The 14,304-nt window shown below is 57.7% G+C and carries 15 protein-coding genes; 8 read left to right on the top strand and 7 right to left on the bottom strand.

The genetic code is table 11. The features are described from left to right. Nucleotides 1–177: 177 nt before the first annotated feature. The 5 genes from QZ534_RS10825 to QZ534_RS10805 form a co-directional block, all read right to left on the bottom strand. Nucleotides 178–900 (bottom strand): ABC transporter permease, encoded by a 723-nt coding sequence (locus tag QZ534_RS10825; RefSeq protein WP_296934437.1) that lies wholly within the window; start codon nt 898–900, stop codon nt 178–180. A 3-nt stretch (nt 901–903) separates the two neighbouring features. Beyond that, on the bottom strand, nt 904–1,608 hold the full coding sequence (locus QZ534_RS10820) for an ABC transporter permease (RefSeq protein WP_296934435.1): 705 nt from the start codon (nt 1,606–1,608) through the stop codon (nt 904–906). Nucleotides 1,609–1,659: 51 nt separating this feature from the next. Further along, on the bottom strand, nt 1,660–2,412 hold the full coding sequence (locus QZ534_RS10815; RefSeq protein ID WP_296934432.1) for a transporter substrate-binding domain-containing protein: 753 nt from the start codon (nt 2,410–2,412) through the stop codon (nt 1,660–1,662). Nucleotides 2,413–2,512: 100 nt separating this feature from the next. Further along, entirely contained in the window at nt 2,513–3,283 is a 771-nt protein-coding gene (locus QZ534_RS10810; protein ID WP_296934430.1) for an ABC transporter ATP-binding protein, read from the bottom strand. Nucleotides 3,284–3,438: 155 nt separating this feature from the next. Next, nucleotides 3,439–4,197 (bottom strand): FCD domain-containing protein, encoded by a 759-nt coding sequence (locus QZ534_RS10805; RefSeq protein ID WP_296934428.1) that lies wholly within the window; start codon nt 4,195–4,197, stop codon nt 3,439–3,441. 263 nt (nt 4,198–4,460) lie between these two features. On the opposite strand from QZ534_RS10805, the gene dctP reads away from it, so the two are divergent. The 8 genes from dctP to QZ534_RS10765 all read left to right on the top strand — a co-directional run bounded on the left by dctP (nt 4,461) and on the right by QZ534_RS10765 (nt 12,716). Next, on the top strand, nt 4,461–5,591 hold the full coding sequence (dctP, locus tag QZ534_RS10800; RefSeq protein ID WP_296934424.1) for a TRAP transporter substrate-binding protein DctP: 1,131 nt from the start codon (nt 4,461–4,463) through the stop codon (nt 5,589–5,591). A gap of 99 nt (nt 5,592–5,690) precedes the next feature. Continuing rightward, complete coding sequence (locus QZ534_RS10795) at nt 5,691–6,395, top strand: TRAP transporter small permease subunit (RefSeq protein WP_296934421.1); 705 nt, start codon at nt 5,691–5,693, stop codon at nt 6,393–6,395. After that, nucleotides 6,392–7,924, top strand: coding sequence for a TRAP transporter large permease subunit (locus tag QZ534_RS10790; protein ID WP_296934419.1), 1,533 nt, complete (start codon nt 6,392–6,394; stop codon nt 7,922–7,924). Before QZ534_RS10795 ends, QZ534_RS10790 begins: the two co-directional genes overlap by 4 nt. A gap of 22 nt (nt 7,925–7,946) precedes the next feature. Then, nucleotides 7,947–8,372, top strand: a complete 426-nt coding sequence (locus tag QZ534_RS10785; RefSeq protein WP_296934417.1) for a heme-binding protein — start codon at nt 7,947–7,949, stop codon at nt 8,370–8,372. Nucleotides 8,373–8,411: 39 nt separating this feature from the next. Continuing rightward, nucleotides 8,412–9,884, top strand: a complete 1,473-nt coding sequence (locus QZ534_RS10780) for an FAD-linked oxidase C-terminal domain-containing protein (protein WP_296934415.1) — start codon at nt 8,412–8,414, stop codon at nt 9,882–9,884. Further along, nucleotides 9,877–10,944, top strand: coding sequence for a glycolate oxidase subunit GlcE (glcE, locus tag QZ534_RS10775; RefSeq protein ID WP_296934412.1), 1,068 nt, complete (start codon nt 9,877–9,879; stop codon nt 10,942–10,944). Before QZ534_RS10780 ends, glcE begins: the two co-directional genes overlap by 8 nt. Before the next feature lie 2 nt (nt 10,945–10,946). Then, nucleotides 10,947–12,155: a glycolate oxidase subunit GlcF gene (gene glcF, locus QZ534_RS10770; RefSeq protein WP_296934410.1), complete on the top strand. Its 1,209-nt coding sequence runs from the start codon at nt 10,947–10,949 to the stop codon at nt 12,153–12,155. Between the two features lie 120 nt (nt 12,156–12,275). Beyond that, nucleotides 12,276–12,716, top strand: a complete 441-nt coding sequence (locus tag QZ534_RS10765) for a DUF4124 domain-containing protein (RefSeq protein WP_296934407.1) — start codon at nt 12,276–12,278, stop codon at nt 12,714–12,716. 12 nt (nt 12,717–12,728) lie between these two features. Here the strand turns inward: QZ534_RS10765 and rhtB are convergent, their stop codons facing one another. Next, nucleotides 12,729–13,349 carry a homoserine/homoserine lactone efflux protein gene (rhtB, locus tag QZ534_RS10760; RefSeq protein ID WP_296934404.1) on the bottom strand — a complete coding sequence of 207 codons (621 nt, stop codon included), beginning with the start codon at nt 13,347–13,349 and terminating at the stop codon, nt 12,729–12,731. Between the two features lie 12 nt (nt 13,350–13,361). After that, nucleotides 13,362–14,303 (bottom strand): calcium/sodium antiporter, encoded by a 942-nt coding sequence (locus QZ534_RS10755; protein WP_296934402.1) that lies wholly within the window; start codon nt 14,301–14,303, stop codon nt 13,362–13,364. Between the last annotated feature and the right edge of the window lies 1 nt (nt 14,304).

Here is a 14,304-nt window from a genome sequence, read left to right as displayed (position 1 = left end):
CACGGAAAAGTCTGAGGGCGGTTGGCGGGCGTCTTCCCGGGAGTGTCTGAGGCCATGGATGGCCTCAGTCAAGCGCACATGGATGTGCTCGTAGCGTCTCCCGGGAAGACGCCCGCCAACCGACCCGGCACCAAACTGGGAGGCAATACCCTGCCTGCCCGGGCACTATAATCGGAATCAGCCGCTAACCGGCCGCTGATGCTTCAGCAGGTGATTTTCGAGTTTGCGGAAAGCGAACACCAGGATAAAGGTAAGCGCCATATAGCAAAGCGCCACAAAGATAAACGCATCAAACGGCGCATAGAACCGCGAGTAAATGTTCCGCGCCGCCCCGGTCAGATCCACGATGGTCACCACACTGGCAATGGCACTGGCATGCAGCATGAAAATCACCTCGTTGGAATAGGCCTGCACCGCCCGCCGTGCTGCACTCGGCAACACAATCCGCCGCATCCGCATAAACCAGTTCATGCCATAGGCCTTGGCCGCCTCAATCTCACCATTGGGCGTCGACACAATCGCCCCCCGGATAATCTCCGTGGTATAGGCCGCCGTGTTCAGCGTGAACGCCAGCAGGGCCGGGTAGAAAGGCTCCCGGAAAATCTCCCACCAGAAGGTCTCCTGGATGCCGGGAATCTGCGCAATACCGTAATAAATGATGTAAAGCTGAATCAGCAACGGAGTGCCGCGGAACAGGTAGGTGTAAAGCCACACCGGGCCGGACACGAACGGATTGCGAACCGTCCGCAGGATGGCCAGTAAAACCGCCACCAACAAACCGATGACCAGTGACAGGAACACCAGGTGCACGGTAGTGACCATGCCATCCCAGTATTCCATGATGGTCATGGCGGTAAAGATTTCGTTCTGGTTTAACCACTCGGCAATGAAATCAGGCATCCGTTAACTCCCCTGAACCACGCCGACATTGGCCCGTTTATCGAGCCACTTGATAAACAACTCGGAGCCCGCCGTCAGGGCCAGATACACGGCCGCTACCGGAATAAAGAAGTGGAACGGCATGCGCTCCGCCTTGGCCGCTTCCTCGGCCACACGAACCATGTCTGTAAGCCCGATGATAGAAACCAGGGCGGTGGTCTTCAGCAGAACCTGCCAGTTGTTGCCGAGGCCGGGCAGGGCATGACGCAACATCTGCGGCAGCATGATTCTGCGAAAGGTGTGAAGACGGGTAAATCCGTAGGCCCGGGCAGCCTCAATCTGGCCCTTTTCAACGGCCAGGAAGGCGCCGCGGAATGTTTCGGTCATGTAGGCGCCGAAGATCAGCCCGATCGTCACCACGCCGGAGATGAACGGGTCGAACTGAAAGAAAAAGTCGATTTCGTAAGCTTCCCAGATGTAATCCGAGAGCATATTCACTGCCACCTGGCCGCCATAGTAGAACAGCAGCATCATGACCAGATCGGGCACGCCACGAATCAGGGTGGTGTAGGTGGTCGCGATACCTTTGGCAACCCGGCTTTGCGACAGTTTGGCAGACGCACCAATCAGTCCCAGGGCAACCGAGAGAGCTAGAGACAGGAAGGCCAGTTCAATGGTGACTATTGCCCCTTCCATCAGGGCCGGGCCATAGCCTTTCAGATCAAGCATGGGAGTGTCCGGTAAACAGGGGTGACCCAAACGGGCCACCCCTCGGCAGATTTACATCTTGATATCGTAGTTGAAGTACTTTTTCATGATGGTGTCGTAGGTGCCATCTTCCTTCAGCGTCGCCAGGGCCGCGTTAACCTCATCGGCCAGGTCGGTATCACGCTGTCGCATGGCCACGCCTACACCTTCGCCCAGCTTGACCGGCTCACCGACTTCCTTGAAGCCTTCTTTGGTCAGGATGGTCTGCTCGCCAACGGGATAGTCAACGAACACAACGTCCAGACGCTGGCCTTCCAGGTCCAGGACCATGTCATCGGCGGTGGTGTAACGCTTGATGGTAACAATGCCGCCCATGTTCTCGGTGACATAGGTATCCATGGTTGTGCCACGCTGAACGCCCACGGTCATGCCTTCCATTGCCGACATGTCGGTGACGTCAGTGCTGAAACCCTCGCGGGCGAACCAGCCACCCGGGGTGTTGTAGTACGGCTCGGAGAACAGAACCCGCTCGGCACGCTCCGGCGTGATGGACATGGAGGACATGATCAGATCGAATTTGCGTGCCAGCAGGCCCGGAATCATGCCGTCCCATGCCTGGATCACGAATTCGCAGTTGGCGTTCATTTCTTCACACATCGCTTCGGCCAGTTCCACTTCGAAACCGGTCAGTTCGCCATTTTCATCCTTGTACTCGAACGGCTCGTAGGGCACGTCGAATGCGATGCGCAGATCCCGGTCCTGGGCCTGTGCACCACCAGCAATCAGAGCGAGGGCGCAGCTTGCTGCAAAAATCATTTTTTTCATGTGTCACTTCTCCAGTGGTTTGCCTTGTGGGCTTTATTTTTGATGGAAGTTTTTGGTTCCAACATTTTATTTCTTCACCGGTTCAAGATAGCACCGAGTGTCAGAAGTTGGGAGTCAGGAACTGCTTCATGCGTTCCGAATCCGGGTGATCAAACACTTTTTCGGGGGTACCCTGTTCCTCGATCACGCCCTGATGCAAAAACAGGACCTGACTCGACACATCCCTTGCGAATGCCATCTCGTGGGTGACCACGATCATGGTTCGGCCTTCCTCGGCCAGGCTTTGCATTACCTTCAGCACTTCACCCACCAACTCAGGATCCAGAGCTGAGGTGGGTTCGTCAAACAGCATGACCTCCGGCTCCATGGCCAGGGCACGGGCAATAGCCGCTCGCTGCTGTTGCCCGCCGGACATCTGGGCGGGGTAGTAATCCTTGCGCTCGTAGATGCCGACCTTGTTCAGATAGGCTTCGGCGCGCTCGATGGCCTCTTTCTTGGGGACCTTGAGCACGTGGGTCGGGGCTTCAATGATGTTTTCCAGCACAGTCATGTGGGACCAGAGATTGAAGCTCTGGAACACCATGGACAGTTTGGCGCGAATCCGTTCAACCTGCTTGTTGTCGGCCGGGATGCGTTCGCCCTTGCGGTTGGTTGTGAACCTTATTGGGTCGCCGTGCACGATAATGTCGCCGGAAGTGGGTGTTTCCAGCAGGTTGATGCAACGCAGGAAGGTGCTCTTGCCGGAGCCGGAGCTGCCGATCAGGGAAACCACGTCGCCTTTGCGGGTCTCCAGTGAAATACCTTTGAGCACTTCAAGCTGATCAAAGGTCTTGTGAATGTCCCTGCAGATCAAAGGCGCTTGGTCCGCCATGGGTGACTCCTGGGGCTGTAATTCAAAGGCGCATGTTTTACGGACTGTGGATGCGGAAATCAATCCCTTTAAGGGAGCCTTTTACCGGATTTCACCGCCGTTCGCTGCCTGACATTGTGGTCGAATGATTGTTCAATGCAAGCTTTTTGCCATGCTCAAGGCGTGGCCCGGGAATATTCGGCGCCTGCTTCCTGGTTGACTGGTAGCCTGATCAGTTTGCCGCCGTCTTTTTCCATGTCCCGCATGGCTTCGCTGACAAAGCGCACGTGCGCCGTCGCTGCCTTCTGAGCGATGACAGGCTTACCGGCAATCACGGCTTCATAAAGTTGCCGATGCTGGCGGACGATTTTCTTGCGCATTTCTTCCCTCGGGTTCAGGTTGGCAACCGAGGCCTGAACGGTCAACAGCATCATGTTTTTCAAGCTGTTGAGGACATGCACCAGCACCGGATTGTGAGAAGCTTCCACAATCGCCAGGTGAAAACCGTGGTCGAGCCGGGCATTGCTGAGCGGGTCGGTATCTTCGAGGGCGCGGAAAGCCTTGGTAATGCGATGCCTGTCCAGCCGGGTCGCCCGCTGCGCAGCCAGGTAGGCAGCCTGGCCTTCCAGTTGCTCCCGCACTTCCAGAAGATCAAACAGTGTTCGCGGGTGCCCCTCGAAAAGGTGCATCAGCGGACTGTGTTCCCCCAGGTCGTCTGCTCCCGGAACCATGCTCGCCACGAACGATCCCTTGCCGTGGCGGGTTTCAATCACGCCGCGGCCCTGAAGCTCATGCAGGGCTTCCCGGATGACCGCACGGGACACCCCCAGCCGCGTTGCCAACTGACGTTCCGACGGTATTTTTTGCTCCGGAGCCAGTCCGCCGTCGAGGATGAGGCGTTCCAGCCGATAAGAGATTTCCTGGGAGATTGCCATGTGAGTACCTGCTTACGGTCTCTGGTCTGACCAGTGCCTGGTTCTGATTGTGGGTATTTCCGTTGTCAGAGGATGTGTGTTCGAGCCCGTTAAATATGGCCGATTGAGAGTATTTCGTCCATTTCTAATACTGCAAAAACTGGTCAGACCAGTGGTCTCTGAACTGGACTAAATCCGGCTCGGCTACGAATATCACTCTAATGTCGGCCTGTGCCGGCGTTGCCATAGACGCTGATAACAACAAAGCCAACGGAGACGTTTCGATGAATTCGAAGAATAACATCCGAAATAGCTGTGACACTGGCGAGACTCCACCTCGCAGAAGTTTCCTCAAAACCGCTGCCATGGGCGCCGCGCTTGCCGGTGCGATGCTGATGGGGGCAGGGCAGGCCCAGGCTGCGACTACCTGGAAGATCCAGTCAACCTGGGATGCGGGCACCGTGGGTTACACGTTGTTCGAGGAATGGTGTAAGAGTATTGAGAAAAAATCGGGCGGAGAGCTGAAGTTCCAGTGCTTCCCGGCCAAGGCTGTCGCCGCCGATAACAACGCACTCTTTGATGCCGTTCGTAACGGTGTTCTACAGGGCATGAACCCGTTCACCCTCTACTGGTCAGGAAAGATTCCTGCTTCCGTGTTCCTGTCTTCCTATCCTGCAGGTCCGGACCAGCCCCACCAGTGGGACACCATGTTCTACTCCATGGGCATGCTGGAAAAGACCCGGGAAATCTACAAAAAGTTCGGTCTGTTCTACGTTGGCCCCATCCAGCACGATGCCAACATCATCCACTCCAAGCAGCCGGTTAACAGCCTTGAAGACCTCAAGGGCATGAAGATTCGTGTCCCGGGTGGCATGGTGGCCGAGGTATTCCAGCAGTTTGGCGTATCTACTGTGAGCCTTCCGGGCTCGGATATCTTCCCGGCTCTCGAGAAAGGCACCATCGATGCAGCCGATTACGTGGGCCCTGCGGTGAACTACGAGCTGGGCTTCTCCCAGGTGACTGATTACATCATTTTTGGACCTCCCGGGGTCATGTCCATCTACCAGCCGGTAGATCTGATGGACCTGACCGTTAGCATGCGTGCTTGGAACTCCATCTCGCCCGAGCTTCAGCAGCTGGTTGAGGACGAAGTGCGGATTTATTCCCAGAAGCATTATCTGGCCATCCAGGAACGCAACATTGCGGCCATGGAGAAGTTCAAGGAAGAGGGTGACACGGTTACCCGTCTGAGCCAGGAAGATCTGGAAACCTGGCGAAAGGCCGCGATTCCCATCTGGTTTAATTGGGCCAACAAGAACGAGGACGCACGTGCCATCCTCGATATCCAGCTCAAATACATGATGAACGAGACGGTTGGTTACATCACGGAAGAAGACATCGCGGACTATCAGTAAAGTCTGACCATTAAACAATAACGATAAACGGGGAAGGCAGGGTTAGCCGATTCTGGATTAACTCTTCCTTCCCCGCTCTTTGATCTAGGTGGTAACAACATGTCTGATCTGAGTGCATTTGGCTTTGTCATGCCGCACTGGTTCTACTGGGGATGGCTTGCCGTAATGCCACTGCTCATGATGGCTTGGGACAAGTGGAGCAGTAAGCATGGCGGGGATGAAGCCGAGCCCGAGAAAACGGTTTCCGAGTTACAGTCTGAAGAAGATGATCCGCTTGCCCAGTTTGAATATGAGGGTAACTGGTTTACGAAAATCGTTGACTGGATGTGCGAGAAGTCAGGCCTTTTCGTTGCGTTCTGGACCATCAACGCAGTGCTGTTCTATTTCTTCGAAGTGGTAATGCGTTACCTCTTCAACATGCCGACGATCTGGGTGCACGAAGCCAGCTTCCTGATTTTCGGTATGCAATACATTCTTGCCGGCGCCTTCGCGCTGCTGCACGGAGCTCACGTTCGGGTGGATGTTGTGTACAACTTCCTGCCGGTTCGCGGGCGTGTGGGCATGGATATCTTTACCTCCATGTTCTTCTTTCTCTTCGCGGCTGTTCTTGCGATCACCTCCTGGACCTTCTTCCAGGACTCACTGATGATGCAGGAGACAACTGTCGAGACCTGGGGCATTCAGTACTACCCCGTGAAAGGTGTGATGTTTGTGGGCGCAATCCTGTTGTTGCTCGCCGGTTTTTCAAAACTGCTTAAAGACATCGTTCTGTTCATTCGTCTCGGTCAGGAGCGCACATCATGAGTTCTACCACTGCAGCGCCCAGCAACGGCATGGCCGGGAAACTGGGTACATGGTTAATGGTCATCGCCACTGTGGCGCTGGCATTTATGATCTGTGTTGAGTTGATCAACATTCTGTTTTACGACCCGTGGAGTGACGAGAAATTCCTCTTCAGGCTGTCGGGTAGCCTTTCCGGTGTCGAAATCGGGCCGCTGACCTACCTGATGTTCGGTTCTCTGGCCGTCGCTCTGATGATGGGGCTGCCCCTGGCTTTCGTGACCGGTGGTCTCGGGGTCCTGTTCATCTATCTGGTGGGCGATGCCATGATGCTGAACATCGTCCCCGGGCGTATCTTCCCGCTGATGGCGAACCCGGACATCGCGGCGATTCCCCTGTTCATCTTCATGGCATCCATGCTTGAGCGTGCGGGCCTGATCGAAGAGATGTTCAGCGTGGTGTACAAGTGGATGGGTGGCATCAGTGGCGGTCTTGCCGCTGCAACGATTGTTGCCTCTACGATTCTGGCCGCGATGGTCGGTGTTATCGGCGCTGCTGTTGTCACCATGGGCATCATCGCACTGCCTGCAATGCTCAAGCGGCATTACGATCACAAGATTGCGATCGGCTCCATCATGGCTGGTGGTACCCTCGGTATCCTCATCCCGCCTTCCATTCTGGCCATCCTGTACGCGGTTGTGGCGCAGCAGTCGGTGGGCGAGCTTTATCTGGGCTCGCTGCTGCCGGGCTTGCTGCTCTCCGGCCTGTATCTGACCTACGTGCTGGTTCGCAGCTGGCTGAACCCGAAGCTTGGCCCGCCGATTCCGGTGGAAGACCGGATCAGTCTCAAGGAGAAAATCAAGCTTCTCGGCAACCTGATTGCGCCTCTTGCACTGGTTGGTCTGGTTCTGGGTCTGCTGTTCGGTGGTATTGCCACGCCGGTTGAAGCCGCGGGTATCGGTTCTTTCGGTGCCATCATTGTTGCGATGATGCACAAGAAGTTCTCGATTGCCGGTCTGCGTGAAGCCTCCGTGACCACCGCAAAAGCGTCTGCCATGGTTCTCTGGATCATGTTCGGTGCCTCGGTGTTCGTGGGCTTCTACATCCTTCAGGGCGGTCAGCAGTTCGTAACCGACGCCATTCTGGGCACCGGCATGTCAGCCTACGGGATTCTGTTCCTGCTGATGGTGCTGCTGGTGGTCCTGGGCATGTTCCTTGACTGGGTTGGTATCCTGCTGCTCGCGGTACCCATCTTTATTCCGATTGTAAAAGCGCTGGAATTCCCCGGCCTGTTCGGTTTCCCGCCGGTTGCCGGTGATGACGTAGTGCTCTGGTTCGGGGTGTTGTACCTGGTGAACATGCAGATGTCGTTCCTCAGCCCGCCGTTTGGGTACGCGCTGTTCTACATCCGCGGCGTTTGCCCGCCGGAAATCTCCATGGGTACCATCTTCAAGTCATCCCTGGTGTTCCTGGCGATTCAGGCGTTCGGGCTGTTCATGTGCATCCTGATCCCCGGCATCGTGACCTGGCTGCCAGGGCTGGTTTACGGCTAATCAAATCAAGGAGTAATGCTTTATGTTGACGATCAAACGACTGGACCTTGCCGACGCGCGGATCCTGATTGAAGGCGCTGCAGAGAAGGCCCGTGAAATCGGCGTGCCCATGTGCATCGCCATTGTCGATGAGTCCGGCAACCTGATCGCCTTTGAGCGCATGGACGGGGGCAAGATCACCAGCGTGACCATTGCCCAGGACAAGGCGTTCACGGCGGCGGCCGCGAAGAAGGCCACCCACGACTATAACAAGGTGAACGTGCCCGGCAGCCTGGCCTTCGGTATCCATACCGAGGTCGGCGGGCGCATCAGCTCGGTTGGCGGTGGCCTGCCGGTAATTGTCGACGGTGAAGTGGTGGGCGGTATCGGAATCAGTTCCGGCACCCCCCAGCAGGATATGGACTGCGCCCAGGCCGGTCTTGACCACTTTGAAACAAAACGCGGTTGATGACTGTCAGACTGACGTAATTCACACCCAGAGAGTGCTATGACTACCAAGCCGAAAGTCAGCAAAGCCGAGCTGGCGGAGCAGTTCCGGGCGTTTATCGACCCGAACTATGTCATCACCGATGACGAGACCATGAAGCCCTACGAATGCGACGGCATGTCGATGTATTGCGAAATGCCGCTGCTGGTGGTGCTGCCGGAAACCGTTGAGCAGGTGCAGCGGGTGATGCGCATCTGCAACGAGAACGCAGTGCCCGTGGTGGCCCGTGGTGCCGGAACCGGACTCAGTGCCGGTGCCATGCCCAACAAGGAGGGTGTGGTGCTGTCGCTGGCCAAGTTCAACCGTATCGTGGAGATTGACCCGCTGGCCCGAACGGCAAGGCTGCAGCCGGGGGTGCGCAACCTCGCCATCAGCGAAGAAGCGGCCCAGTATGGTTTGTACTACGGCCCGGATCCCTCGTCCCAGATCGCCTGCACCATCGGCGGTAATGTGGCGGAGAACTCCGGCGGCGTGCATTGCCTCAAATACGGTCTGACCGTTCACAACATCCTGAGCGTGGAAATGGTCACCGCCGAGGGTGACGTGGTGACCGTGGGCAGTGATGGTCTGGACAGCTGCGGTATGGACCTGCTGGCTTTGATGACTGGCTCGGAAGGTCTGCTGGGTGTGGTTACCGAAGTGAAGGTGAAGCTGCTGCCGAAGCCGGAAGTGGCTCAGGTTGTCATGGCCGGGTTTGATGACGTGCAGAAAGGCGGTGACGCCGTGGGCGGGATTATCTCCCACGGCATCATCCCCGGTGGCCTGGAAATGATGGACGGCCACGCCATTATCGCGGCAGATGACTTTGCCCAGGCTGGCTATCCTCGGGATGCCAAGGCCCTGCTGCTGTGTGAAGTGGACGGTACCGAGGAGGAAGTCCACGAGCACATTGCCGAAGCCGAGGAAGTGTTCCGAAAACTCGGTGCCACGTCGGTACGAACCTCCCAGAGTGAGGAAGAGCGCGCCCTGTTGTGGAAAGGCCGCAAGTCGGCGTTCCCGGCCGTGGGCCGGATCTCCCCGGACTATTACTGCATGGATGGCACCATTCCCCGCCGCGAGATCGCCTACGTTCTCACGGAAATGGAGAAGATGTCCGAAGAGTTTGGTTTGCGTGTCGCCAACGTGTTCCATGCCGGTGACGGCAACCTGCACCCGCTGATCCTGTTTGATGCGAATGTGCCCGGCGAGTTCGAGCGCACGGAGGCCTTCGGTTCACGCATTCTGGAAATGTGCGTGGAAGTGGGCGGCTGTATTACCGGCGAGCACGGTGTAGGCGTTGAAAAAATCCGCCAGATGGCAGTGCAGTTCAATGACGAGGAATTGCAGCAGTTCCACGACGTGAAGGCCGCGTTTGATCCCGCCGGTATCCTGAACCCGGGCAAGGGCGTACCGGCCCTGCGGTTCTGCCAGGAATATCGCTCCCTTGAGCACAAACAACACACGCACGAGCATACGGAAGCCGCCCATGGCTGATATTTCCCAACAACTGAAGGAGCAGGTGCTCCAGGCCCGGGACAGCGGGCACAAACTGAATATTGTCGGCGGTGGCACCAAGGCCTTCATGGGCCGGGAAGCCGACACCGATGCCGGAACCCTCAACGTGGGCGAGCACACTGGCATCGTGGATTACCACCCGGTAGAGCTGGTGCTGACCGTCCGTGCCGGCACGCCGCTGAGCGAGATCGAAGCGACGTTGGCCGAAGAGGGGCAGTGTCTGCACTTCGAACCACCGCATTTTGGCGGGGCCTCCACCATCGGCGGCACCCTGGCCTGCAACCTCTCTGGCCCGGGGCGACCCTGGGCCGGATCGGTGCGGGACCAGGTGCTTGGTATCCGGCTGCTGAACGGCAAGGCAGAACACCTTCGCTTTGGCGGCCAGGTGATGAAAAACGTGGCCGGCTACGACGTATCCCGGCTTCAGGCGGGTGCGCTCGGAACACTGGGCGTGATCACCGAAATCAGCATGAAAGTGATGCCGAAACCGGCGGCCTCCCTGACCCTGGTCCAGGAAATGGGCATGGACGAGGTGATTCACTACATGAACAGCCGCGCCGCCGAGCCCAAGCCGATCACCGCCGCCTGCTGGGTCGACGGCAAGGTTTATCTGCGCCTGGCCGGTGCGAAATCCGGTGTGGAAGCCACGGCTGAAAAGTGGTCTGGTGAAGTGATGGAGCAGGGCGATAAGTTCTGGCAGGAAGTGCAGGATTTCCACCACGAGTTTTTTGCCGGTAACGATGTGCCCCTGTGGCGCTTTTCTGTGGGCTCAACTGCTGCGATGCCAAAACTGGAAGGCAACTGGTTCATAGACTGGGCCGGTTCCCAGCGCTGGTTCCGGGGTGCCGGTGAGCTCAAGGATCTCGAACCCGCCGCCCGTACTGCCGGTGGCCAGGTCAGCCTCTTCCGTGGTGGCGACCGTGCCGGTGAGGTGATGCACCATCAACCGGAGGCGCTGAAGGGTATCCAGCGCCGAATCAAGAATGCTTTTGATCCGGACAACATCTTCAATCCCGGACGTTTATACAGCTGGTTGTAATTATGCAGACGAATCTGGTTCAACAATTTGCCAACACCAAGGAAGGCCAGGAAGCCGAGTCCATCCTGCGGGCCTGTGTGCATTGTGGCTTCTGCACCGCTACTTGCCCGACCTACCAGGAACTGAACGATGAGCGGGACGGCCCAAGGGGCCGGATCTACCTGATGAAAATGTTCCTGGAAGGGGCGGAAGTCACCGAGAAAACCCAGGAACACCTGGATCGGTGCCTGACCTGTCGCAGCTGTGAGACGACCTGTCCCTCGGGTGTCCAGTATGGCCGCCTGGTGGATATCAGCCGTGGCCTGATGGAAAAGGAGCTGCCCCGGAAACCAAAAGACAAGTGGCTGCGCTGGTCCCTGGCCCGGGTGATTCCGAACCGCCAGTTGTTTGGTGTTTTGCTTCGCCTGGGACAGGTATTCCGCCCGGTATTGCCGGAAAAACTGCGCACCAAGGTGCCGCCCAGAAAACAGGCCAGCCCATGGCCCGCAGCCAGCCACAGCCGCATTGTGCTGGCGCTGGCAGGTTGCGTGCAGCCTTCGGCCACTCCGAACACCAACGCTGCTGCAGCCCGGGTTCTGGACCGGCTCGGCATCACCATGGTGGAAGCACCGGAGGCCGGCTGTTGTGGCGCCGTGAATTACCACCTTTCCGAGCATGAGAAAGGCCTGGAAAGAATGCGCCAGAACATTGATGCCTGGTGGCCTGCCATCGAAGCGGGTGCGGAAGCGATTGTGATGACGGCTTCCGGCTGTGGCGCCATGGTGCAGGATTACGGTCATCTTCTGAAAGACGACCCGGTCTACGCCGCCAAGGCGCAGAAGGTGAGCGAGCTGTGCACCGACCTTGGTGCGTTCCTGCTGAAACAGGACCTGGAGACACTCAAGGTGCGCCAGGACCCGGGCAAGGTAGCGTTCCATTGCCCCTGCACATTGCAGCACGCCATGAAGCAGAACGGTGTGGTGGAACAGGTGCTGTCCCGTGCCGGTGTCAATCTGGCTGCCACCAAGGACAAGCATCTTTGCTGCGGCTCTGCCGGCACCTATTCGGTGACTCAGCCGGAGATGAGCCAGAAACTGCTGGGCAACAAACTGAAGGCTTTGACCGTCGATAATCCGGCCCGCATCGTAACCGCCAACATCGGTTGCCAGATGCACCTGGAGACCAAGTCACCGGTGCCGGTGCAGCACTGGATTGAGCTTCTCGACCAGTAACCGCTGAAAACGGGGTCAGAAGAAAAGTTCTTCTGACCCCATCTTCTTCTGACCCCAAGACCACTGCTTTTTTCGTTATACTGCCTCGCCAAATTACCAAACCACAGGGAGTGGAACCGTATGCCAAGGATGATGGCAGGTCTTGTTTTGTCTTTTTTTCTCGCTTCAGTCGCCAGCGCCGAGGTCTATACCTGGATAGACAGCCGGGGTGTGGCACACTTCTCTGATTACCCGCCGGGAGAAATCCCCCATAAGCAGCTCGACGTGCAGGCCCCTGTCACAGTGCCGATGTCGGAGAACCTGAGGCAAGGGAAGCGTGTATCCGGGATCCGTAAAGACGTTGAAGGCCTGCTTGCCTCGGGCCGTCCGGGAGGCTCCGGTAAAAGCGCAAAGGAAAAGGCCGATGCCGAGCTGGAGAAGACCTGCGCAACCTACAGAAGCAAACTGGAGCGGATCCAGTCCAAGCTGCGGGCTGGCTATAGCAATGACAGGGGAAATAGCCTCAGGCAGCAGCGCAGAACGGTCAGCCAGAAGCTGAGCCGCGAGTGCATCCTGCGCTGATTCCGCTCGACATCAGGCGCGTTTGAAGCTGGCCAGGGCCACAGCCGCCGTGACGAACAGCCCGCCAAACACCCGGTTCATCTGGCGCTGGCGGCGGGCGGTGGTCATGAACCGGAACAGTTGGCTGGCGAGCAGGGCATAGCCGAGCATCACCAGGCAATCCACCAGGATCAGGGTAGCGCCCATGGTAACCAGCTGCGGGCCATGGGGTGCTCCGGCCACGAGGAACTGAGGGAACAGGGCCACGAGAAAGACCGTGGCCTTGGGGTTGGTCAGGTTCACGAACACCGCATTCCAGAACCTTTTGTGGCCGCTCACGGGCTGACGGTCATCGTCCATGGACTCCATCACCGGCTCGCGCCATTTGGAAATGCCAAGCCAGATCAGGTAGGCAACGCCCAGCCACTTGATGACCGACAAAGCAATGTTCGAGGAGGCAATGATGGCGCCCAGCCCGGCACCCACCAGCAGAATCTGGATGCCAAAACCAAGTTGCAGCCCCATGATGGCTGGCAGCGAACGGCGAACACCGTAACGCATGCCATTGCTCATGGTATTGATCGCCCCGGCGCCGGGGGAAACGCTGATCAGTACGGCCGCAACAAGGAAGGTCAGCCAGGCTGCCAGTGACATAATTTTCGCTCCTCAAAAGGCCAAGAGATACACCGTATAAGCCACGAAGGCAAGCAGCAGGCCGCAGCCCTCAAGCCGGTTAATGCGCCCGGGGCCACGGAAACCATAGCACATAGCAAACAGAACCAGGGTGAGAGCCGCCATAACCGGGAAGTCCCGGGTAAGCACCTCTGGTGCCACCGACATGGGCGCAATCATCCCCGCAATGCCCACAACAGCCAGAGTATTGAACAGGTTGGAGCCCAGTATATTGCCCAGGGCCAGATCGTGCTCCCCTTTGCGGGCGGCGATGATGGACGAGGCCAGCTCCGGGAGTGAGGTGCCAATGGCCACAATGGTGAGGCCGATAACCAGATCACTGATGCCGAACATGGTGGCCAGATCAACGGCCCCCCACACCAGAATGCGGGAACTGACAATCAGCAACAGTAGACCGACCACGAGCCATAAAAGCGCTTTGCGCAACGGCATGGCAGGCACTTCTTCGCTCATCTCTTTTGCCAGAGCATCGTCGGGTTGCCGAAGGCCCTGATAGATGCTCCAGCCGATCAGCACCACGAAAACCAGCATCAGACCAACGGCGTCTATCCGGGTAAGGTTACCGTCCCAAAGCAGCCAGCCAGCGAAGGCGGTGACCAGTATCAGGATGGGGAGTTCTTTGCGCATGACCTGCGAATGCACGGCTATGGGAGCCAGCAGTGCGGTAATACCAAGAATCAGGGCTATGTTGGTGATGTTTGAGCCATAAGCGTTGCCCAGCGCCAGCCCAGGATTGCCCTGGGAAGCGGCCAGCGCAGAAACGGCCATCTCCGGCGCAGATGTGCCAAAGCCCACCACCACCATACCGATCAGCAGAGGTGGCATCCCAAAGTGGCTGGCTGTGGTAGCCGAGCCTTCCACAAATTTGTCCGCACTCCACACCAGCAGAATCAGACCCGCAATGATCGCCCCAATG

Origin of the sequence: uncultured Marinobacter sp., assembly GCF_913055835.1 — a bacterium.
Classification (GTDB): domain Bacteria; phylum Pseudomonadota; class Gammaproteobacteria; order Pseudomonadales; family Oleiphilaceae; genus Marinobacter.
This window is presented reverse-complemented; position numbering and strand designations above follow the sequence as displayed.

Coding starts and splice junctions, on each gene's coding strand:
- dctP (WP_296934424.1), top strand. CDS start 4,461: ATGAATTCGAAGAATAACATCCGAAATAGCTGTGACACTGGCGAGACT.
- QZ534_RS10785 (WP_296934417.1), top strand. CDS start 7,947: ATGTTGACGATCAAACGACTGGACCTTGCCGACGCGCGGATCCTGATT.
- QZ534_RS10820 (WP_296934435.1), bottom strand. CDS start 1,608: ATGCTTGATCTGAAAGGCTATGGCCCGGCCCTGATGGAAGGGGCAATA.
- QZ534_RS10805 (WP_296934428.1), bottom strand. CDS start 4,197: ATGGCAATCTCCCAGGAAATCTCTTATCGGCTGGAACGCCTCATCCTC.
- QZ534_RS10825 (WP_296934437.1), bottom strand. CDS start 900: ATGCCTGATTTCATTGCCGAGTGGTTAAACCAGAACGAAATCTTTACC.
- QZ534_RS10790 (WP_296934419.1), top strand. CDS start 6,392: ATGAGTTCTACCACTGCAGCGCCCAGCAACGGCATGGCCGGGAAACTG.
- QZ534_RS10810 (WP_296934430.1), bottom strand. CDS start 3,283: ATGGCGGACCAAGCGCCTTTGATCTGCAGGGACATTCACAAGACCTTT.
- QZ534_RS10780 (WP_296934415.1), top strand. CDS start 8,412: ATGACTACCAAGCCGAAAGTCAGCAAAGCCGAGCTGGCGGAGCAGTTC.
- rhtB (WP_296934404.1), bottom strand. CDS start 13,349: ATGTCACTGGCAGCCTGGCTGACCTTCCTTGTTGCGGCCGTACTGATC.
- glcF (WP_296934410.1), top strand. CDS start 10,947: ATGCAGACGAATCTGGTTCAACAATTTGCCAACACCAAGGAAGGCCAG.
- glcE (WP_296934412.1), top strand. CDS start 9,877: ATGGCTGATATTTCCCAACAACTGAAGGAGCAGGTGCTCCAGGCCCGG.
- QZ534_RS10815 (WP_296934432.1), bottom strand. CDS start 2,412: ATGAAAAAAATGATTTTTGCAGCAAGCTGCGCCCTCGCTCTGATTGCT.
- QZ534_RS10765 (WP_296934407.1), top strand. CDS start 12,276: ATGCCAAGGATGATGGCAGGTCTTGTTTTGTCTTTTTTTCTCGCTTCA.
- QZ534_RS10795 (WP_296934421.1), top strand. CDS start 5,691: ATGTCTGATCTGAGTGCATTTGGCTTTGTCATGCCGCACTGGTTCTAC.